We start from the raw sequence: 20,114 nt of genomic DNA, 5'->3' as shown, positions 1-20,114 counted from the left end.
TAAGAAAAAACCAGACTTTTCGACCCGATTAACGGTAAAGCTGCACTATCTCTGTAGATTCAGATGTTTGCAGCCAGGCGCCCGGACGCAGTTAACATGCGGACCGGACAGGGAGGACGTTAAGAGGCAGCCGTCATGCCCGTCGAACCCCCATCTCCGACCATTGCCCCGACGCAACACCAGATCCGGAGCCAGGTTCAAAGGATTCTCAATGCCCCAGCCTTCGCTGAAACCGAACGGCTCCGTGGTTTGTTCTCCTGGCTGATCGACGAAACCCTGGCCGGACATGGCAGTCAGCTGAAGGAGTCCCTGATCGGGGTGGAGGTCTTCCACCGCGATACCACCTGGGACCCGCAGTCGGACGCCCTGGTGCGCGTTCAGATGCGCAACCTGCGCATCCGGTTGGCCCGTCACTACGAGTCAGACGGCCTGAATGACCAGCTCATCATTACCATCCCCCGGGGCCAATATGTCCCCAGCTTTGAGTTCAGAACGCCGGAGCAGGAGACCCCTGTCTCCGCCCGTTCACGGCACAGGACTTGGCTCATCGTTCTGACCGCCACCCTGGCCGTGGCTGCCAGTGCCGGTCTGCTGGCCCTGAGCTGGCATCCTTTCGGCTCCACTCTCAAGCTCGGTCTTCTCCCGTTTCAGAACCTGAGCGGAGATGCCGCGAATGAATTTGTGGCGTTGGGGCTGACGGAGGAACTGACGGCCCTGCTCGCCCGGTCGCCGGCGCTGCGCGTGGCATCACTACCGGCCATGGCGGGCAACAGCGCCGAGTCCACGGCGGACCTCCAGAAGAAGGCCCAGGAAGCGCATGTGGAGTTCATTCTTGTCGGATCGTTGCGCCACACCGGCCCGCAACAAGGGAATGCCTGGTCTGTCACCGCACGCCTCCTGGATGTAAGGAGAGGCTTCTATATCTGGTCGGAACACATCAGCGTAACGGCCGCCGACCTGGAGGCAGTGCCGGAATCGTTCGCTACCGCCATCCGGCAGACACTCTCACTGCCGCCATCAGACCCCGCCCAGCCGCCCGCACTCCCCGTGCAGCGGTCCAGGAACCTGGTAGAGGCGCACGAACTGTATCTCCGCGGCCTCTACTTCCGATCGAGAACAACCGAGGGTGGGCTCCCAAAGGCCAGGCAGCTCTTCGAACAGTCGGTCAAGCTGGACCCGCACCACGACCGTGCTCATGCAGCCCTGGGCGACGCCTACCTCACTCAGGGATTTCACGAGGACCGCGAGCCCATGGGCTACTTTGAGGCCGCACGCCGTGAAGCCGATATCGCACTGGAACTGGACCCGGGCCTACCCGAAGCCGCGGCGTTGCGCGGCCGCATCGCCATGGTCATCGACTGGAATGCACAGGCGGCGGAAACCTACCTCCGCAAGGCGCTGCAGTCAGCCCCCGGCATCGCCCGGACGCACCAGTCCTACGCCATCTTCCTGATGAGCCGGGCCCGGGATGCCGAGGCCCTCGACCAGATCCGGCTGGCGCGCGAACTCGACCCGATTACAATGAGCACCGCCAATGACTATGGCGTCACACTGTACGCTGCCCGGCAATTTGACGAGGCCCTGCACGAAACCAGCCGGCTGTTGGCGGTGGCGCCGCAGTCGAGTGGCGCTCATTTCCTGCGCGGCACAGTGCTGACCATGCTCGGACGGCACACTGAGTCCCTGGCCGAGTTTGATACCGCCCTGAAAACCCAGCCGCACGCATCGGAGATCATGGCCCGCTATGGGGCTGCGCTGGCCCGCGCAGGCCGCATCGCGCAAGCACGGGCCGTCCTCACCGAACTCGAGAAGGCGCCCGTTGTGCATGTCCACTGTGCCCTGCTGCTCACCGCCCTGAACGAACCCGAAAAGGCGGTTGCCGAGTTGAAGAAGGGTATCACCGCGCACGAGACCGACATGCTGTTCCTGGATGCGGAACCACTCTTCGACAGCCTCCGCCCCCTGCCCGCCTATCAGCAGGTCAGGCGCCGCGTGGGGTTGGCGCCCTAGTCCGTATGGGAGTGGCAACTCCGATATCATAGGGGCCGAAAAGGAGACCCTGATGCTCTCTGCGTTTGCCCTCGCCCTCATGCTCCAGGCCGCACCGGTTGCCGGCTGGACCGATTCCTATGTCTACGGCAATGGAATCCGCATCCACTACTGGCATGCCGCCAACCCTGGCAAGCCGGTGATGATCTTCGCCCACGGCTCCTCCGACGACGGACTCTGCTGGACGGGTCTGGCCAAGGAACTCACCAGCGGCTATGACATCTACCTGGTAGATGCCCGCGGCCATGGCCTGACCGATCCACCAAAGGTTGGCGATGGGCCCGACGCTCAGGTGGAAGACCTGGCCGCCTTCATCCGCGAACGGAAGATCGTGAAACCGATCCTGATGGGCCACTCCATGGGCAGCAGTTCAGTCGCCTGGTTCTCCTCCAGGTATCCAGACGTGCCGAAAGCAGTGATCCTGGAAGATCCGGGCCTTGCGCCGCGCAGGCCGGGCGCACCAGCTCCGGGAGCCGCCCAGGGCACGCCCGAAGAGCGCATTCAGAAGATGATCGAGCGCAACAACATGTCACTGGAAGAGCTGACCGCCGACTGCATGAAGAACTCGCCGAAATGGGGCGAGGACGAGTGCCGCCTGTGGGCGCCCTCCAAGCGCCGTCATCATCCGGCCACGACCCAGGTTGGCATGGCCGGCCGGCCGCCGATGACGGAGATTCTACCCAAGATCACGGCGCCCACCCTCATCCTGAAGGCCGACGCACAGGGCGACCTCCGCAAACAGAACGAGGAGACCGCTGCCCTTTTGCCCAAAGGCAAAATCGTGCACATTGACGGCGCGGGCCATAACGTCCGGCGCGAGAACAAGCCGATGGCCCTCGCCACCCTGAAAGCGTTTCTAGCCGGGTTGAACTAAGCGGTTCTCTTCGAACCGGTCAATAGCCAGCTGTCCATCCAGCGTTTGGCGGCGAACAGGTCGTCCTGGCCCAGTTCGTGTCCGCCGGGATGCCAGTGCAGCTTCACGTCCGCTCCGGCGGAATCCAGGATCGACGTCAACAGGTCCGTGTTGCCCGTTTCCACGATGGGGTCGCGTTCGCCTGCCGCGAGCAGGACGTGCACCCCATCCAGCCTGGGCGGATCAAAGGGCACAAAAGGAACCATCGGCCGCAGCAGGGCGGCTCCATCGAAAATCCCAGGCACCGAAAGCAGGATGCTGGCCGCGATGTTGGCGCCGTTCGAGTAACCCACCGCTACAGTGGAGTGGTGCTGGATGCCGTAGGACTCCTTCGCCGCCGTCACAAACTTGCTCAACTCCGTGGTGCGCAGCGCCAGATCCTGCTGGTCGAAGATCCCCTCGGCCAGCCGCCGGAAGAACCGTGGCAGGCCGTTCTCCAATACTTTCCCCCGGGGACTCAGCAGCGCCGCCCCCGGTGCAAGTTCCCGTCCCAGGCTGAGCAGATCGTCTTCATTACCGCCCGTACCGTGCAGCAGGACCAGGGTGACCGGCGGACCGTCCTGGGCGGCCGGCACAAAGCGGTGGCGGAAGCCCAACTCCTGGGCGGTCATGCGGCCACCCCCTGTCGGCGCTGGATGGACGGCAAAGCATCCTCGATCACGCTGCGCTGGGGTTCCAGCCAGCTGGGCAACTTCAGTTCGGAGCCGAGCGACTCCACCGGCTCATCCACCGCAAAGCCGGGCTGGTCCGTCGCGATTTCGAAGAGGACACCGCCATGCTCCCGGTAGTAGATGGAGTGGAAGTAGGCGCGGTCCATCACCGGTGAGACGTTGTAGTCTTCGCGCTCCAGAATTTGCAGCCAGGCCAGTTGCTGAGCCTGGTCCGGAGCCCGCCAGGCGATATGGTGCACGGTGCCCACCGCCACTCGTCCGGGCTCTCCGCCCGGCACGGAAACGACGTCGGCGGTTTGACCCGGGCCACCGGCCGCAACCTCCAGCCGTTGCCGGTTCCCTTCCTCGCCCACCAAACGGAAACCCATCGTCTCCTGCAGCAGTGATACCGTCGGGCCTGCGTCGGCCGCCGAGATCGTCGCACTGTGAAAGCCGTGGATTGCCATATCGGGCGGCACCGGCGAACCGGTCCAGGCCCGGCTGTGATCCAGTTGCTCCGTTTCAATCAGCTCAAGGCTCAGGCCGTCTCCGTCGGGAAAGGCCAGCACCGGCCGGCCAAAGGGGCCCGACCGCGCCTGAATCGGAACGCCGGCGGAGCGCAGCCGGTCTTCCCAGTAGATCAGCGAGCCCAGGGGCACGGCGAAACTGGTGCCCGTCACCTGTCCCGTGCCTTTGCGTCCACGCCGCGCACCCGGCCAGGTGAAGAAGGTGAGGATGGTGCCGGGGGAGCCGGTGCCATCTCCGTAATAGAAGTGGTACGAGCCGGGATCATCAAAGTTGACTGTAGTCTTGACTAGCCGCAAGCCCAGGATCCCGGTGTAGAAATCGAGGTTGTCCTGGGGATGGCCGGCAATCGCCGTGATGTGATGGATACCGGATATGAGTGGAGCCATGGGTGTCTCTCCTAGCTGTTTTGTGGTTGCGCCGGGCGGCCGGCGGGAACATGCGGGTGGATGGGATGCTCGATCACGACCGGTTCTCCACTGCGGAGGTTTGCGGGCCCGCCGGCATCGTCACGCCCGCAGCCTTGCCCGTGGGGCCGCCGCACATCGCCTTGGTACTCGCCTCCGGAGCCTTGTCCTTCAGCAAACGATCCGTCGACGTGTAGCCTAGCGTCATCGCCACTACCAGCAAGGCCCCCGGCAATACCGGAGGGCTGGGCACGGGGATATCGAAATAACGGCAGCCTACCCCAACCAGGAAACTAACCAGCAAGCCAATCGCGATCTTCATCAAGTGTTTCTCCAGGACCGGAAGGTTCTCAAAACTTGTAAGTGGCCCAGACCGCCACAAAGTTCACATTGCGGGCCGGCGGCGCCTGCCTCAGGAATTCACCTGGAAAGAAATGCAGGTAGATGCCCGTAACGCTCCAATGGCGGTCAAGCCGCCACTCCGCCTGGGCACTGGTGTGCGACCCCACAAAGCGCGCCTCTGAATTCCGGCCGGACTGTATCAGGTTGGCGGCGATGCCGTAGATACCGTCCCGGGTGCTTTGCCGCCAGAAGAAGTCGCCATCCACGGTCAGCGAGAGATTCTTCAGGAGGTGCAACTCCACCGACGGATGCAGGTCCATCACGTTGTACGGGCCCAGCAGGTCTGCTTCGCTGAAGTAGGCGCCTTTGGGAAACATGGCGTTGAATGTGCCCAGTGTGCCGTCTCCTGGATGGTGATCCCCGCTGGCGGCATCCGCTTTCAGCCCGAGACGCGGATGAAAACGCAGGGCGGTCAGGTGGTAGCCGGTGTCCGACGCAACCGTCCAGGCCCGGATGTCTCCCGAACCAAATCGGCCCCACTGGAACACGGGTTCGAAGTTGTAGTCCCAGGCCTCGGTGCCGCCCCAGATGCGGGCTCCTGATGAATGCCGCTGCTCCCGGCCGGCGCCGGAGTCGAAGCGCGCCGTCTTCCGGTCAATCCCGAAATAGTAGAGGTCGATGTGCCCCTTTGGCAGCAAGGGCAGCTTGTGTACCGCGTAGGCGCCCCAGAAGGAGCGGCCGTGATCCGGTGAATCGTCAAACGCGCCGCGATTGGTCTGCACGGGCTTCGTCGCGAAAACATCGAGCCGCCAGCCTTCCTGCAGCACCGTGAGCCGCGCCCCGTCGAAGGTCTGCCGCACATTCGGTCCTTCCCGGAACGACACCAGGCGCGAAGTGCCAAATGAAATCTCCTGCCGGCCCACACGCAGCGCGACACCCTGTGCGGCAGTCCCCGTCAACTGCGCCTCCACGAACGCCTGCTCCACATCCGCTTTGTCCGCGTCGGGCGGACGAGGGCCACCGTTGCGGCCATTCTCCAACCCGCTTTTGAACTGGCCGAAAAACCGCAGCCGGCTGCCCAGGTGGAAATCCGCGTGCAGCATATAGCGCTGCAACAGGTAGCCGTTGGTGTCCTTCGGCTCGCGGCCCCAGCCGCCATTGCTGAAGAACTCGAACCGCTCGCGGACCTCGCCGCCCAACGAAACATAGCTGCCGCCTTCCGCCGACAGCGGAATGTACTTCAGCACGTCCAGCTCATCCTGCCGCAGGGCCGGATCCCTCAAGTAGCTGTAGTCTTCATCCACCCTCTGGGCTTTGAATGGCGGAGCCGTTTGCGCGGTCGCCTGCGCAAACAGCCCAGCGCCCAATAGCGGCAGGACCAACACGAAACGTGCTGGGGAGTGGTTCGCCACCTTACCGCTTCCATTCCGCATTAGAACGCCCAGCAGTTGCAGAACAGCCCATCCGGCCAGGCTGCCCACCCGTGGCCGCCGTGGGAGCAGTGTTGGTGCGCCGTCGCACGGCTCGCCGTCGCGGCCAATCGCGACTGGTAACCGCCGTATACTTTCACCGGCGACCAGTCCGGACTCACCGGCAGCGACGGTGGATCCAGGTGCCGGAACTCGTCCGCCGCGTAAACCACCTTGCCGCCCACCATGGTCAGGACGGATTCCAGGCCGCGGATCTCTTCCTCGGGGATCGAGAAGTAGTCGGCCGTCAACAGCGCCAGGTCCGCCAGCTTGCCCGGCTCGATGGAACCCTTCTCGCCCTGTTCGTTCGAGAACCAGCTGCTGCCCTCCGTGTAAAGCCGCAGTGCCGTTGTGCGGTCCAGCCGGTTCGATTCCGGGTAAAGCGTCAGCCCGCCCACGGTCTTCCCCGTCACCAGCCAGGACAGCGAAACAAATGGATTGAAGCTCGCAACCCGGGTCGCATCTGTCCCCGCGCCAACAGGCACGCCCATGTCCAACATCCGCCGGATGGGCGGGGTCCGTTCCGCGGCCTCACGGCCGTAGCGCGCCGTGAAATACTCACCCTGGAAGGCCATGCGGTGCTGGATGGCAATACCGCCGCCCAGCGCGCGGACCCGTTCGATGTTGCGGTCGGTAATCGTTTCCGCGTGATCGAAAAACCAGTGCAGCCCGTGGAACGGGATCTCCCGGTTCACTCTCTCGAAGACGTTCAGGAAGCGCGCAATCGACTCGTCATACGTCGCGTGCAGGCGGAACGGCCAGCGCTGCTCGGCCAGCAGGCGAACCACCCCTTCCAGTTCCGACTCCATCCCCGCGGCCAGGTCTGGACGCGGTTCGAGGAAGTCCTCGAAGTCGGCCGCCGAGAAAACGAGCATCTCCCCGGCTCCGTTCATCCGGTAGAAACTGTCGCCTTCGCCCGGCCGCGTCATGCCAGTCCAGCGGGCGAAATCCTCCAGCTCCTGCTTCGGCTTCTGCGTGAAAAGGTTGTAGGCGATGCGGATGGTGAGCTGACCCTGGCGGCGCAGATCCTCGATCACCGCATAGTCGTCCGGATAGTTCTGGAATCCACCACCGGCATCGATGGCGCTGGTCAAACCCAGGCGGTTCAACTCCCGCATGAACTGCCGCGTGGAGTTCACCTGGTCCTCATAGGACAGCCGGGGCCCCTTGGCCAGGGTCGCGTAGAGAATCGATGCATTCGGACGCGCGATCAGCAGGCCCGTCGGATTGCCGCGGTGATCATGCTGGATCTCGGCGCCGCCCGGCGCCGGAGTGTCCCTGGTATACCCAACCGCACGCAGCGCGGCGGCGTTCAATAGCGCTCGGTCGTACAAATGAAGGACGAAGACCGGAGTCTCCGGAGCCGCCTCGTTGATCTCCTCCAGGGTGGGCAGGCGCCGCTCGGAGAACTGGAACTCATTCCAGCCGCCGACGACACGCACCCATTGCGGCGCCGGCGTGCGCTGGGCCTGCAGCCTCAGCATCCGCAGGGCATCGGCCAGCGACGGCACGCCATCCCAGCGCAATTCCATGTTGAAGTTGAGTCCGCCCCGGATGAGGTGCAGGTGCGAATCATTGAGACCGGGAATGAGGGTGCGCCCACCGGCGTCAATCACCTGCGTCACCGCCGCCCGGTAGGGCTCCACGTCGCGCTCTGTGCCCACAGCCACGAAGCGCCCGTCCGCGATCGCCACGGCGGAAGCGGGCGCGTTGCCCGCTCCCAGTGTGGCGATTCGCGCATTGCGAATGATGGTGTCTGCGATCATGATGCGGCTCGGCTCCCCACGCTTCTAGTGACCGGCCGCGCTCAACACCGGCTCGTACTCGGGGTACTTGGTCTCAGGCGCGTGGTGCACCATCGTGTAGGCATACTCGACCCCGGCGCCATAGGCTCCGCAGTGCGTCTTCACGATGTCCATCACCGCGTCATACGTCCCACGCAGCGCCCAATCGCGCTGCAGTTCCAGCAGCACCTGCAGCCAGGTCACCGGCTTGGCGCCGGCCTGGATCACGCGCTGCATGGCGGCTTCGTGCGCCATCTGCGAAACGTCCCCGCAGGCATCCACCACCACATACACCTCATACCCGTCGTGGATGGCTTGCACTGCCGGGAAGGTGACACACGCCTCCGTCCACAGGCCGGCGAGAACAATCTTCTTGCGGCCCGTCTGGCGGATGGCCTCGACAAAGTTCTCGTCATCCCAGGCGTTCATCGAAGTACGCTCGATGGGCTCCACGTTCGGATACACGGCGCGCAGCTGGGGCCAGAGCGGTCCGCTGAACGACTTCGTCTCGACGGTGGACAAGACCATTGGCACATCGAAAACGCGCGCAGTCTTCGCCAGGCCCACCGTATTGCTGATCAGCAACTGCCTGTCGATATTCGACACACCGAAGATCATCTGGCCCTGGTGGTCGATTAAGGCGAATACGCAGTTGTCCGGGGTCAACAGACCCTTCTCGCTCAGCCCTATGCGAGCGCCATTGCCGTTGGCCGTGGGTTTGTTCATTCTGGGGAGTTCTCCTTACCAGCGGGAATCGCAGTCCTACGCGCATGACTGCGCACGGCGGTGAAGCGGAGCTTCTGCTTTGCGTCCACCACCGTGCCCTTGCAGGGTAAGGCTCCTGACAGGTGTGCCGACACCCCAATGGCTCATAGAGCTCCTCTACCCCTATAGGGGGATGGCTCTGCTGCTATCTAGGGGGATCCAAGCCTAAGCCTGGATCAGATGTTTTGACGGCCCATCAAGGGGTCGCTGACTCCGGCTTGGCCGGTCTCCACTCGCCCCGTGTAGCGGCGCAGGTAGCCTTCAGCGCCTTCCACCGTGACGCTGAAGTCGTACCAGCGATGGCTGCGTTCCAACTGGAGGACCAGGCTTTCCCGGCCCTTCGGCCGGAGTTCCACTTCACGAATGGCGGCCCCATAGGCGTTGTCACGCACCTGCAGCCGCCAGGCGCGCTCAGCAGCGCGGTTGGTCAACTCCAGGACGATGTTGCCGGTGGGCCTGCCGCGGCCTCCGGAATCGCGCTGGTACTCGCAGCGCACGTCCAGCTCGGGATCGCCGGCGCCGCCCGCCACCTCGCGCAGAAACCCGTTTGGCCCGCAGATTCTCAGGTGATAGGCACCATGTTCGAAGCCTTCCAGCGCCCACTGGTCCGACAGCTGGCTGCCCGCCGAGACCGCATACGCCCGGGTTCTCAGCGCCGTGCCGCCACGGAACGAGCCTGGAGTATAGACATGGAAGGGCGAACCCGCCGAACGGCCGCCGAAAAACTCGTGCCCCGCCCGCAGCGAAATCTCCACATTGCGCCGGTCCGTTGAGAGCGCAGCCTCGGCGTACAACTGATACGGCAGCGCAGTGGACGGCCGCGTGCCCGGCTCCTGGCGCGGCATCCAGTCCACCTCGGCCAACCTGGTGCGTCCCTGCTCCACATCGGAAGCACTCAGCCGCCGGAAGCCCGTTGGCATGGGTTTGTACTGTGCCTTGTGGATCCCCGCCAGGAACTGCTTGCGCGCTGGAAACGGCAACGCATGCGCCGGACCCTCCGGCGCCTGCCGGAAGACCGAAGACAAGTCCCCGCAGACGGTTCGCCGCCAACCCGTGATATTCGTCTCCTTCACCGCCTTGCCCAGCCGGTGGCTCAACACGTTCTCCATCATTTGCAGGACCGAGGTGTGGTCGAACACCTGCGAACACACAAAACCGCCGCGGCTCCACGGCGAAGCAACTACCAGCGGCACACGGTAGCCCAGCCCGATCGAACCGCCGCGCGCATCTTTCTGCAAGTTGCGCTTCAGGTCCTGCTGCAGCGGCAGGTACTCAAGCTCTGACTGTAGGCCCGCTGACGTCTTGCCGGATTCCGCATTCGCCGGATCGGGCGCCACAAACGGCGGTACATGGTCGAAGTAGCCGTCGTTTTCGTCATAGGTCAGGATGAAGATCGTCTTCTTCCACACCTCCGGCCTGCGAGTGAGGATGTTCAACGCTTCAGCTACATACCAGGCGCCGTACCAGGGCGCGCCAGGATGGTCAGAGAAGTTCTGCGGCGCCACCAGCCACGACACCGCGGGCAGGGTGCCGCCGTCGACGTCCTGCCGGAACTGGTGCAGCACGTCGCCTTTGGGCATGGGCATCCGGCGGCTCTCCGCGCCGTCCTGGTAGGCAAAGTACTCCAGGCTGCGATAGTCCGCATCGCCTGTGTTGGTCGTGAAGGCCTTGTCGTGCAGCGCACGCTGGCGCGGCGTGAGTTTGGCGACAGCTTCTTCCGTCCACTTCGGCTGCTCCACCTTCACAAACTTCAACAGCCGTTCCTTATCCAAGAGCTGCTTCCGCAGCTTGCGGGTCTCGGCGGCCTGGTCCGTAGCGCCCACCAGCTGCTTCTTCAACTCGTCAATCTCGCCCGGCAGTACCTTCGACAGCCGGACCAGTTCTTTGCGGTAGTTCGCCGATGCGCCCACGTTGAACTGCTCGAAGAACTCAATCGGATTGTCGGTGAAATTCGCCAGCCAGTCTTCTTCCACCTCACTGAAGCCGGTGGGCACACTGAGTTCGTTCTGGTAGATCTTCCACGAGACACCAGCGTCCTCCAGACGCTCGGGGAACGTTGTCCAACGACCCGGGACGCCGTAATCCACCTCGGAGTTCCTGACATTCGGCGGCGACTGCACCTCCGGCTTCTCGCGAACAGTGCCGGTCCACAAGTAAAGCCGGTTGGGCGTTGTCCCGGTCAGCGACGAACAGAAGTGCTGGTCGCACACCGTGAACGCATCGGCAATCGCGTAGTAGAACGGTACGTCGTCACGATCGTAGTAGCCCAGCGTCAGCGGCATCCCCGCGCACTCTTTGTTTCCTGAGCCCTTCGCCTGCAGCCACTTGTCGTGGTTCCCATGGTTGCGGGCATCCGTCTGGTCCCGCCACGAATGAGGCAGCGAGCCTAGCCAGGTCGCCTTCGTGTCTTTGATGTTCAACCGGAACGGAGCGTACGTCTCACCGTTGTCGTTCGTCTGCAGCCAGACCGGCTTCCGGTCCGGCAGTTCCACCGCCCGCGGATCGTTGAACCCACGCACCCCGCGCAGGCGGCCATAACAGTGGTCGAACGACCGGTTCTCCTGCATCAGCACAACAATGTGCTCGGCATCCAGGTACGAACTGCCCGAAATGGGCTCAATCGCCGACGCCCGCTGGACGGCAGCAAGCAGCGTACGGGTCAGGCCGGCGGAACCGGAGAGGACGGCCGCTCGTTTGAAAAAGTCTCTACGCGTGGACATACAGAAGGAAAGGGTACTGAGCTCCAGATCGATGTGCGGATGCCGCCGGCTCTCGTATCCAGAGGGGCGCGGCCGCGTGTTTCTCCATTGTGCCTGAACGACATTGCAGTCAGGTGAGAGCTGCGTGAAATCAGGGCACCGAAGCCAGGAACACGGACCGTCTACTGAAATATCAGAAATCTGCAATGAAATGTTATAGGCTGTCTGACACAGCTTTGTGGGCGGCGCACCCCCATCGGGGGCCGGAAGAAGCCTGGGAATGCTTCGCTCCGCTCGCACTGAGTGTGAAGTCTGGGTTCGATCTTCCAAGTCGAGAGGGGTACTTCAATGTCGAAATGGATGTGCTTGGTAGCATTCCTTTGCGCCCTGAACGCGCCAGTATACGCGCAGGTCGCTTCGGCCGAAATCAGCGGGACCGTACTGGATGCCAGCGGTTCGGCTGTGGCCAATGCCAAAGTCAGGGTCACCAACTCAGGTACCAACCGGGATCACGAAACCTTCAGCAACTCTACAGGCGGCTACATCGTGCAGCTGCTATCACCGGGTGACTATGTCGTCACCGTGGAGGCGCCGGGCTTCCGCCGCCTGGTTCGCAGCGGCATCACTTTGCAGATCAACCAGCAGGCTCAGTTGGACCTCACCATGCAACTGGGGCAGACCTCGGAAGTCATCGAAGTGACGGAACAGGCGCCGTTGCTGGAATCCGAATCCTCGGTTCTCGGTACGGTCGTGAACGAGCAACTGGTCAATCAGTTGCCCCTCAATGGCCGCAACTTTGTCCAGCTGGCCACGCTCAGCCCCGGTGTCAACGGCGTAGGCTACTCCGCCGGCGGCACCATCATGAGCGGCTCGCGTCCCGACGATCGCCGTCCCGGCACCGAGATCTTCTCCAACGGCAACCGCGAAGGCTCGAACAATTTTCTGTATGACGGCATCGACGACAACGAGCGCCTGACGCTCTCCATCGTGCTGCGTCCCCCCGTCGAGGGCGTGCGCGAGTTCAAGATCCAGACCAACCTCTACAGCGCCGACGTCGGCCGCAACTCCGGAGCCGTGATCGATGTCATCACCAAGTCCGGCACCAACCAGATGCACGGCAGCCTGTTCGAGTTCCTCCGCAACTCGGCCATGGACGCCCGCAACTACTTCAGCCCCAAAGGCACCGCGTTCCCGGCCTTCCGCCTGAACCAGTTCGGCGGCTCGTTCGGCGGACCCGTCGTCCTGCCCAAGCTGTATAACGGCAAGAACAAAACGTTCTTCTTCTTCGACTACGAAGGCTACCGCCGCGACTCCCAGCAGTTGCTGCTCGGCAATATCCCCACAGCCAAAATGCGCACCGGCGACTTCAGCGAAGCGGCCACCATCTACGACCCGCTCTCGACGCGCGCCAACCCCAACGGCTCCGGCGTCATTCGCGATGCCTTCGCGAACAACGTCATCCCGTCGGCCCGCTTCGATCCCATCGCCGTGAAGATGGTGCAGGCCTATCCCAATCCGACCGCCCCCGGCCGCTTCAACAACTACCTGGCCAACCTGGTGCAGAACCAGAAGTGGAACCAGGGCGATGTTCGCGTCGACCACCAGATCTCGTCGAAGGACAACTTCTTCGCCCGCTGGTCCATCCAGAACACCGAAACCCGCGTACCCAGCAGCTTCCCCGCCACGAACATTCCCGGCATATCCATCCCCGTCAATCTGGGGGATGAGGGCTCCTTCGCGGGCACCTCGTTCTCACCCGATCAGCACGCCGTGGCAAGCTGGGCCCGCGTCATCACCCCGAAGCTCGTTAACGATTTCCGGCTCGGCTTCAACCGCTTCCGCCTCGACTACACGGCCGACCAGTTCGCCCCCGGCCAGGCCCTCGGCAATCAGCTGGGCGTCCCCAATTCCAACGTGACACCCAATGAACAGAACCTGCCCATCTTCTCGCCCGGCAGCTACATCGGCATCGGCCAGACCCGTTCGCTGCCTATCTTCCGCCGCGAGAATACCTATCAGATCGTCGACAACATGAGCTTCACCAACGGCAAACACACCCTCAAGTGGGGTCTCGACTTCCGCCGCCGCCAGCTCACCATCTACCAGACCAACCAGGGCAACGGCCGCTTCAACTTCTCGCCCGCGCTCACTGATTCCCGTGCCGGCTCCGGCGGCGACAGCATGGCCAATTTCCTGCTCGGATACGCCACCACCGCCGCCCACGACTACACCCTCAACTGGCCCGGAGAGCGCGGCAGCGAATGGGGCCTCTACTTCGCCGACGACTGGCGCATCTCCCGCAAGCTGACCCTCAATCTAGGACTCCGCTGGGACTACTACACCCCCTACAGCGAAGTCGCCAACCGCTGGGCCAACTTCAACATCTCCACCGCCAAGATCGACATCGCCGGCCGCAACGGCGTGGACAAGTACGCAGGCGTCCAGCCTTACCGCAAGAACTTCGGCCCGCGCTTCGGCTTCGCTTATCAGCTCATGGCCCACACCGTCCTGCGCGGCGGCTTCGGCATCTTCTACAACCCCACCGGCAGCGAAGGCGGCAGCCTCCGCCTGTTCCGCCAACTGCCCTTCGGCTCCACAGTCACCATCTCACCCGGAGACATCAACGTCGGCCCCCGCGTTCGCGATGGCTTCTCGCCTCTGGTGCCCGTGGACTACACTCTCGCCGACAGGCCCTTCGGTGCCGTCTTCGCGGTCGACGCCAAGTTCCGGCCGTCTTACGCGGAACAGTACAACCTCACGCTCGAACACGAGATCACACCGCTCGCCATGGTCGTGAAACTCGCCGGCGTGGGCAATCTCGGCCGCCGGCTCTACAACACCTACAACGCCAACCAGCCCATCCCCGGAGCCGCGGCCCTCAACACCCGCCGCCCGCTCTATGGCATCGCCCCCAACATCAGCGACGTCAGCTACTTCTCCACTGATGGCCTGGGCTCCTACCATTCGCTGCAGTTGACCGTCGACAAGCGCTTCGCCAAGGGCATCAGTACCCTGGTCGGCTACGCCTGGTCGCACTCCATCGACAACGTGCCCCTGGAGTTCGGCGGTGGTTCCGCCGGTCCTCAACCCCAGGATCCGCGCAACATCAAAGCGGAGCGCGGCAACTCCATCACCGACATGCGCCACCGCCTCACCGTCAGCTACCTCTACGAACTGCCCTTCGGCAAAGGCAAGTCGCTGCTGAACCACGGCGGCATCGCCAACGCCGTCATCGGCGGCTGGCAGACCAACGGCATCCTGGTCATCCAGAGCGGCCTGCCGTTCTCGCCCGTCCTCCAAACCTCCACCACCAACGGCACCGGCAGCCGCCCGGACGTCGTCGGCCCCATCAGCTACCCCGGTACCCGCCTCCGCTGGTTTGACGCCGCCGCCTTCGGCACTCCGGCCGCCTATACCTATGGCAACGCCGGCCGCAACATCCTCTTTGGACCCGGCCGCTGGAACTGGGATATGTCCCTGTTCAAGAACTTCGTGATCAAGGACCAGATGCGTTTCGAGTTGCGCGCCGAGGCGTTCAACATCTTCAATCATCCCCAGCTCGGCCAGCCCAATGCCAACATCGGCAATGCCCAGGTGGGCCAGATCACCAGCACCGTAGGCAATCCGCGCCAACTGCAGATGGCCCTCCGCTTCCAGTTCTAACCAAAAGCTTCAGGCGCTCCACGCACGGGCCGCCTCAGTACACAATCAGGGCCGGCGCCTCTTCCCATCGAAGGGTCGCCGGCCTTCTGCTTTTCAAAAGTACGTTCAGGTCAGCTTCGGCTCCAGGATCGGCTTGTCGACGAACGCGTTGGCGGCACTACTGTTGGTGAATCGTTCTTTGACTGGATCCCAGTTGAGCTTGCCGCCTACATGCGCCGCGATGTTCGCCAGATGACAGATCGACATCGTGCGGTGACCCACCTCCCCATCCTCGAGAGTCGCACCCCGGCTCTTCACCGCATCGATGAAGTCCTGCTTGTCCGACTTGAGCGGAAACCGGGTCTCGTCCTCCCGGATCTTCGATGCCAACACCGCGGGGGAGGACGCCTGCAGTTCCTTGTTGTACTCAGCCAGGATCCAGCCCTCCGACCCTTCAAACCGCACGTACGGACTCCCCGTCTTGTAGAAAAGGCGGACTCCGCTGGCAAACCGGTACTCCGCTTCAAACCCGATCATCACGTTCCAGAAACTATCGGCGGGCGGGAATGTCCCGCGCGCCTCCACCTCCACCGGTCCCGTCCGCTCGGAGTTGTTGCCCCATTGCGCGATGTCGATCAAGTGGGCGCCCCAGTTCGTCACCATCCCGTCGCAATAGTACTTGTGGCGCATCCAACCGCCGCGATCGTAGGAATGCGGCATATGCACCCGCTTCTCCGTGTAAGGCGCAGGCGGCGCGGGCCCCTGCCAGCGTGCGTAGTCCAGCTCAGGCGGCACCGGCATTGCGGCCTGCGGCGGACAGCCCACATCCATACCCGGCACGCCCGCGCGAATCGTGTGGATTTTACCGATGCGCCCATTCCGCACCAGCTCCGCCGCCCGGTGGAAGTTGGCCAGCGACCGGAATTCACTGTCGTTCCGGAACACGCGCTTGCGCTTCACTGCCTCGTCGCTCAACTGGCGCCCCTGTGCAATGAACCGCGTAATCGGCTTCTCACAGGAAACGTCCTTCCCTGCCCGGAACGCCGCAATCGAAATCGGAGTGTGCCAGTGGTCCGGAGTGCTCACCATCACCGCATCGATACTCTTGTCGGCGAGCAGTTCGCGGTAGTCGGCAAACGTCCTGCAGCCCCGGTACGTGCCGGAACGCGTCTGCTGTCCGTAGGCCTCTTCCACCTGCTTCTTCGCATTGGCCAGCCGCCACGTATCGACGTCGCACACGGCCACCACCTGGACCTCGGGCATGCCGAAGAACTGCTTCAGGTTGACCACCACGGTCTGGCGCCCGACTCCGATCACTCCGACGGTGATCCGGTTCGACGGGGCGTTCTGCCCCAGCAGTGCGGCCGGCAATACCAGCGGCGCAGCCAGGCGGGCTGCCGGCGCAGAAGCAAATCCTGCAGCCGCGGTGGATAGAAACGAGCGCCGGGAAAGCATGGAAACAGGAGCCTCCTTGAGATCGGCGCCAGTATATCGCAGGCGTCGCAAAACCGGCCCGGCCTGCCTCCGCGACGGTCTATTCTCATGTATGTTTGTTCCAGACGAGAGGCTTCGTTCGGATGGATAACAACCTTTGAGCCGCGGGAAACGGCCGCAATGCCAGCCCCGCCGGCCTTGTACTGCACACTCCAGGCGATCCGCCTGCAACAACAAGAGGGGATTCGATGACGATCTCACGGCGCAATCTCGCCATCCTCCTGCCCGCCCTGGCCGCCAAGGCACAAACTCCGCCAGCCCAGGACCCGGTTCTGCCCTCCAGGGTCTATCACTCCTCCGCCCTGCCATACAGCGGCGACGCGAAGAAGAAAGGCCGCCGCTTCTTCCGCGGCACAGAACACTCGGGTTTTATCCTGGAATCCCACGAAACCGTCCTCGGCCCCGGCATCACTACGCATCCTCCGCACAAACACGAACACGACGAGTTCGCCATCATCGTGGAAGGCACGGCGGAAGCTCATCTCGATGGTAGGACCGAAACGGTGGAAGCCGGCTCCGTCGTCTTCTTCGCCTCCAACCGCATGCACAACCTCCGCAATGCGGGCGAAGTTCCGTGCAGGTACTATGTCATTGAACTGCGCGGCAAGCAGACTTAAAGCCCGCGTCCCGATCTTTCGGAAGAGGAGTTCAGCCATGTTGCGAATCGGATCGATGCTGCTGGGGCTGGCCGTCGTCTCGGCCCTGGCCCCCGCGCCTGCCTCCGCCGGGCAGGTGCCCACCGGCAAGCCGGAAGACGTGGGCCTGTCGGCGCAACGCCTGCAGCGCATCCACGAGGCCGTCCAGCGCCATGTCGACGCCGGCGCCATCTCCGGAGCCGTCACCATCGTCGCCCGCCGCGGCAAAATCGCCCACTTCCAGACCCACGGCCTCATGGATCTCGAAACGAAGAAACCCATGGCGCCCGACGCCATCTTCCGCATCGCCTCCATGACCAAACCCATCACCGGAGTCGCCGTGATGATGATGGTCGAAGAGGGCAAGATCCGCCTGAATGATCCCGTCTCGAAGTTCATTCCCGAGTTCAAGGACATGAAAGTCGCGATGCCCAAGGAGTCCATCACGCCCCGCCCCGTGGGCGCCCGCGCCGCTGACCCCGACTTCTACCTCGTCCCCGCCTATCGCGAAATCAGCGTCCGCGATCTGCTCACCCATACCTCCGGCCTCCTCAGCGGCGGCCTCGGAGCGCGCGAAGCCCCCAAAATCAATCCCAGGCAGCCGTCCGACACCCTCGCCACCTACGTCCCCCGTCTCGCCGCCGTCCCCCTCGACTTCCAACCCGGCACCCAGTGGGCCTACAGCGGCGGAGCCGGACCCGAAGTGCTCGGCCGCATCGTCGAAATCGTCTCCGGCCTGCCCTATGATCAGTTTCTCCGCACCCGCATCTTCGAACCGCTCGGCATGAAGGACACTTTCTTCTACCCGCCCGACGACCGCCGTCCGCGCCTGGTGACCCTCTATTCCAAAAGCCCGCAAGGCCTGAAGAAAGCCGACAACCAGGACGGCTTCTCCACGAAGACTTTCTTCGGAGCCGGCGGCAGCCTCATGTCCACCGCCGAAGACTACCTGCAATTCGCCCAGATGCTCTGCAATGGCGGTAAGTTCAATGGCCATGTCCTGCTCAGCCCCAGGACCGTGCAACTGATGGCCTCCAATCACGTCGGCGGCATGTTCAACGGCAAACTCGGCCGGCCCGCCGCCGGCATGGGCTATGGCCTGCTCGTGGGCGTCGTCGAAGACTCGGTCGCCGCGGGCCTCCGCGTCTCCACCGGCAGCTTCGGCTGGGACGGCGCTTTTGGCACGCAGGCCTGGATCGATCCGGCCGAGAAGATGGTCACCATCGTCATGATCCAGACCCAGGTGACGCCCGTGCAGCGCGACTTCGAGAACGCCGTGATGCAGGCGATTCTGGAGTAAATTGCCCGCCTCCAGGCCCGCTCCGACGGCTCGCGGTGAGGGGTTGACGGCCGTCTCGCTGCTGCGATACCGTCAGCTTTTCGCGTACTGCTATTCTCAAATGTTGCTGAGACCACGTGGAATCTGAAGTCGATGAAATAGGTGCCAATATGAGGACCCCTCTCCAAGTCAAACTCTACCGCTCTGACCTGCCCATCATGGAGGATGGCGCCGCCGATACCGTGCAGGCCGCGGCCGAAGCCGGCGGCGGCGTATTGCGCTGTTTCCCCAGCTTCGTCGGACGCAAGTTCTGCCTGCCCGGCAAGAACCTGGAACTGGTCGACCCCGACTACTTCCCGGAAGGCCCCAACGGCTGGGCCATCGATGAACGCTGGAACGGCAGCGCCATTCTCGCCGACACCGGCAACGGCATTCACGGTGAAGGCCTGTGCCACTTCCATCATCCCGACGGCTTCCTCATCCCCATGGATGCAGCCGTCCACGGCGCCTCCGACTTCATGGTCGGTCCCCTCTACCGCACCTTGGGAGGCACCGGCTTCTATAACAAGGAATTCGATAACCTCTATCCGCTGGGCCACCACATGCATCCGTGGAAGCCCGAGGCTTACAACTTCAACCCCTGGCGCAACAAACGCTACAAGAACGACTGCCACACTTCCCTCGGCCTGATGGAGTACTTCGATGAGGAAATGATGGCCGACAGTGTTCGCGATTTCATCGCCGGCAAGGACAACCACCTCCGCAGCCATGCGCGCAATTTGCTCATCCGCATGGGTACCGGCTTCTTCACCCCCACCCGCATCCTGCACGGGCCCGCCGCTGTCAACACCGAAGAACCACAACGCGATCGCGACGACTTCCGCTTCTACCAGAGCCACGTGCTCTGCCCCGACGGCGAAGTGTTCCTTGGCCAGGACCTCCTCTACCGCCACCTGCCGGAAGGTCTCGAAGGCGAAGACCGCGTCCAGCGCCTCGTCTCCGACATCGACATGCGCCGCAATAAGGACCCCTACATCGTCGAAAAGCACTTCCTGCTGCCTGTGGTCGACGAAGAAGCCAGCCAGGGCGGCTTCCACGACGAGTGGCGCGTTTTCGGCAAACCGAACGGCGACGAGGTGTTCAGCCTACGGCAGTTCGAACTCGCGCCCGGCGCCGAGACCATCCTCACCGGTCCCGCCGCGCTCTGCATCATCCACTTCAGCCACGGCCACGGCACCCTCGCCAACCATCAGGTCGAAGTGAAATCGGGCATTCGCCTCGGCGAACCGTTGAACGACGAATTCGTCATCCCCTACGCCGCCGCCAAACAGGGCGGAGTGAAACTGGTGAACACCAGCACCACCGAACCGTTGGTGGGCACCCGCTGCTGGGGCCCCGAGGCCTGGGGCCATAGGATGCCCAAGGCGCCGTTCGAAACCTGGCCAGACTAATCCAAATTCG

14 protein-coding genes are annotated in these 20,114 nt (G+C 63.4%); 6 read left to right on the top strand and 8 right to left on the bottom strand.

Annotated features, from left to right (window positions below; translation table 11 throughout):
- The first annotated feature begins 135 nt into the window (after positions 1 to 135).
- Together ACR9Y2_RS32035 and ACR9Y2_RS32030 are read left to right on the top strand one after the other, a co-directional pair.
- Complete coding sequence (locus tag ACR9Y2_RS32035; protein WP_435045951.1) at positions 136 to 2,010, top strand: tetratricopeptide repeat protein; 1,875 nt, start codon at positions 136 to 138, stop codon at positions 2,008 to 2,010.
- A gap of 52 nt (positions 2,011 to 2,062) precedes the next feature.
- Entirely contained in the window at positions 2,063 to 2,923 is an 861-nt protein-coding gene (locus ACR9Y2_RS32030) for an alpha/beta fold hydrolase (protein ID WP_435045950.1), read from the top strand.
- Here ACR9Y2_RS32030 and ACR9Y2_RS32025 read toward each other — a convergent pair.
- The 7 genes from ACR9Y2_RS32025 to ACR9Y2_RS31995 form a co-directional block, all read right to left on the bottom strand.
- The gene (locus ACR9Y2_RS32025; protein WP_435045949.1) at positions 2,920 to 3,573 is read right to left on the bottom strand and encodes an alpha/beta hydrolase; all 654 of its coding nucleotides are present in this window, start codon (positions 3,571 to 3,573) and stop codon (positions 2,920 to 2,922) included. The two genes, ACR9Y2_RS32030 and ACR9Y2_RS32025, sit on opposite strands and share 4 nt — an antisense overlap.
- Positions 3,570 to 4,526, bottom strand: a complete 957-nt coding sequence (locus ACR9Y2_RS32020; RefSeq protein WP_435045948.1) for a ring-cleaving dioxygenase — start codon at positions 4,524 to 4,526, stop codon at positions 3,570 to 3,572. The genes ACR9Y2_RS32025 and ACR9Y2_RS32020 overlap by 4 nt, the downstream gene beginning before the upstream one ends.
- Before the next feature lie 73 nt (positions 4,527 to 4,599).
- Positions 4,600 to 4,866, bottom strand: coding sequence for a XapX domain-containing protein (locus tag ACR9Y2_RS32015; protein ID WP_435045947.1), 267 nt, complete (start codon positions 4,864 to 4,866; stop codon positions 4,600 to 4,602).
- A gap of 28 nt (positions 4,867 to 4,894) precedes the next feature.
- Positions 4,895 to 6,298, bottom strand: a complete 1,404-nt coding sequence (locus tag ACR9Y2_RS32010; RefSeq protein ID WP_435045946.1) for an alginate export family protein — start codon at positions 6,296 to 6,298, stop codon at positions 4,895 to 4,897.
- A gap of 20 nt (positions 6,299 to 6,318) precedes the next feature.
- Positions 6,319 to 8,121: an amidohydrolase gene (locus ACR9Y2_RS32005; RefSeq protein ID WP_435045945.1), complete on the bottom strand. Its 1,803-nt coding sequence runs from the start codon at positions 8,119 to 8,121 to the stop codon at positions 6,319 to 6,321.
- Between the two features lie 24 nt (positions 8,122 to 8,145).
- Positions 8,146 to 8,865, bottom strand: coding sequence for a hydrolase (locus ACR9Y2_RS32000; protein WP_435045944.1), 720 nt, complete (start codon positions 8,863 to 8,865; stop codon positions 8,146 to 8,148).
- 215 nt (positions 8,866 to 9,080) lie between these two features.
- The gene (locus ACR9Y2_RS31995; protein WP_435045943.1) at positions 9,081 to 11,624 is read right to left on the bottom strand and encodes a phosphocholine-specific phospholipase C; all 2,544 of its coding nucleotides are present in this window, start codon (positions 11,622 to 11,624) and stop codon (positions 9,081 to 9,083) included.
- 339 nt (positions 11,625 to 11,963) lie between these two features.
- Here ACR9Y2_RS31995 and ACR9Y2_RS31990 point away from each other — a divergent pair, with 339 nt between their 5' ends.
- Positions 11,964 to 15,266 (top strand): carboxypeptidase regulatory-like domain-containing protein, encoded by a 3,303-nt coding sequence (locus tag ACR9Y2_RS31990; protein WP_435046351.1) that lies wholly within the window; start codon positions 11,964 to 11,966, stop codon positions 15,264 to 15,266.
- 105 nt (positions 15,267 to 15,371) lie between these two features.
- On the opposite strand, the gene ACR9Y2_RS31985 is transcribed toward ACR9Y2_RS31990, so the two are convergent.
- Positions 15,372 to 16,700, bottom strand: coding sequence for a Gfo/Idh/MocA family protein (locus ACR9Y2_RS31985; RefSeq protein ID WP_435045942.1), 1,329 nt, complete (start codon positions 16,698 to 16,700; stop codon positions 15,372 to 15,374).
- A gap of 227 nt (positions 16,701 to 16,927) precedes the next feature.
- Here ACR9Y2_RS31985 and ACR9Y2_RS31980 point away from each other — a divergent pair, with 227 nt between their 5' ends.
- The 3 genes from ACR9Y2_RS31980 to ACR9Y2_RS31970 all read left to right on the top strand — a co-directional run bounded on the left by ACR9Y2_RS31980 (position 16,928) and on the right by ACR9Y2_RS31970 (position 20,104).
- The gene (locus ACR9Y2_RS31980) at positions 16,928 to 17,356 is read left to right on the top strand and encodes a cupin domain-containing protein (RefSeq protein ID WP_435045941.1); all 429 of its coding nucleotides are present in this window, start codon (positions 16,928 to 16,930) and stop codon (positions 17,354 to 17,356) included.
- A 37-nt stretch (positions 17,357 to 17,393) separates the two neighbouring features.
- Positions 17,394 to 18,674 carry a serine hydrolase domain-containing protein gene (locus ACR9Y2_RS31975; protein ID WP_435045940.1) on the top strand — a complete coding sequence of 427 codons (1,281 nt, stop codon included), beginning with the start codon at positions 17,394 to 17,396 and terminating at the stop codon, positions 18,672 to 18,674.
- A gap of 149 nt (positions 18,675 to 18,823) precedes the next feature.
- Positions 18,824 to 20,104, top strand: a complete 1,281-nt coding sequence (locus ACR9Y2_RS31970; protein WP_435045939.1) for a hypothetical protein — start codon at positions 18,824 to 18,826, stop codon at positions 20,102 to 20,104.
- The last annotated feature ends 10 nt before the right edge of the window (positions 20,105 to 20,114 follow it).

Origin of the sequence: Paludibaculum fermentans, from assembly GCF_051172195.1 — a bacterium.
In the GTDB taxonomy this organism is placed as follows: Bacteria; Acidobacteriota; Terriglobia; order Bryobacterales; family Bryobacteraceae; genus Paludibaculum; species Paludibaculum fermentans_A.
The sequence above is the reverse complement of the archived record's forward strand: the minus strand, read 5'-3'. Positions and strand labels throughout refer to the sequence as shown.

Coding starts and splice junctions, on each gene's coding strand:
- ACR9Y2_RS32035 (WP_435045951.1), top strand. CDS start 136: ATGCCCGTCGAACCCCCATCTCCGACCATTGCCCCGACGCAACACCAG.
- ACR9Y2_RS32030 (WP_435045950.1), top strand. CDS start 2,063: ATGCTCTCTGCGTTTGCCCTCGCCCTCATGCTCCAGGCCGCACCGGTT.
- ACR9Y2_RS32025 (WP_435045949.1), bottom strand. CDS start 3,573: ATGACCGCCCAGGAGTTGGGCTTCCGCCACCGCTTTGTGCCGGCCGCC.
- ACR9Y2_RS32020 (WP_435045948.1), bottom strand. CDS start 4,526: ATGGCTCCACTCATATCCGGTATCCATCACATCACGGCGATTGCCGGC.
- ACR9Y2_RS32015 (WP_435045947.1), bottom strand. CDS start 4,866: ATGAAGATCGCGATTGGCTTGCTGGTTAGTTTCCTGGTTGGGGTAGGC.
- ACR9Y2_RS32005 (WP_435045945.1), bottom strand. CDS start 8,121: ATGATCGCAGACACCATCATTCGCAATGCGCGAATCGCCACACTGGGA.
- ACR9Y2_RS32000 (WP_435045944.1), bottom strand. CDS start 8,865: ATGAACAAACCCACGGCCAACGGCAATGGCGCTCGCATAGGGCTGAGC.
- ACR9Y2_RS31995 (WP_435045943.1), bottom strand. CDS start 11,624: ATGTCCACGCGTAGAGACTTTTTCAAACGAGCGGCCGTCCTCTCCGGT.
- ACR9Y2_RS31990 (WP_435046351.1), top strand. CDS start 11,964: ATGTGCTTGGTAGCATTCCTTTGCGCCCTGAACGCGCCAGTATACGCG.
- ACR9Y2_RS31985 (WP_435045942.1), bottom strand. CDS start 16,700: ATGCTTTCCCGGCGCTCGTTTCTATCCACCGCGGCTGCAGGATTTGCT.
- ACR9Y2_RS31980 (WP_435045941.1), top strand. CDS start 16,928: ATGACGATCTCACGGCGCAATCTCGCCATCCTCCTGCCCGCCCTGGCC.
- ACR9Y2_RS31975 (WP_435045940.1), top strand. CDS start 17,394: ATGTTGCGAATCGGATCGATGCTGCTGGGGCTGGCCGTCGTCTCGGCC.
- ACR9Y2_RS31970 (WP_435045939.1), top strand. CDS start 18,824: ATGAGGACCCCTCTCCAAGTCAAACTCTACCGCTCTGACCTGCCCATC.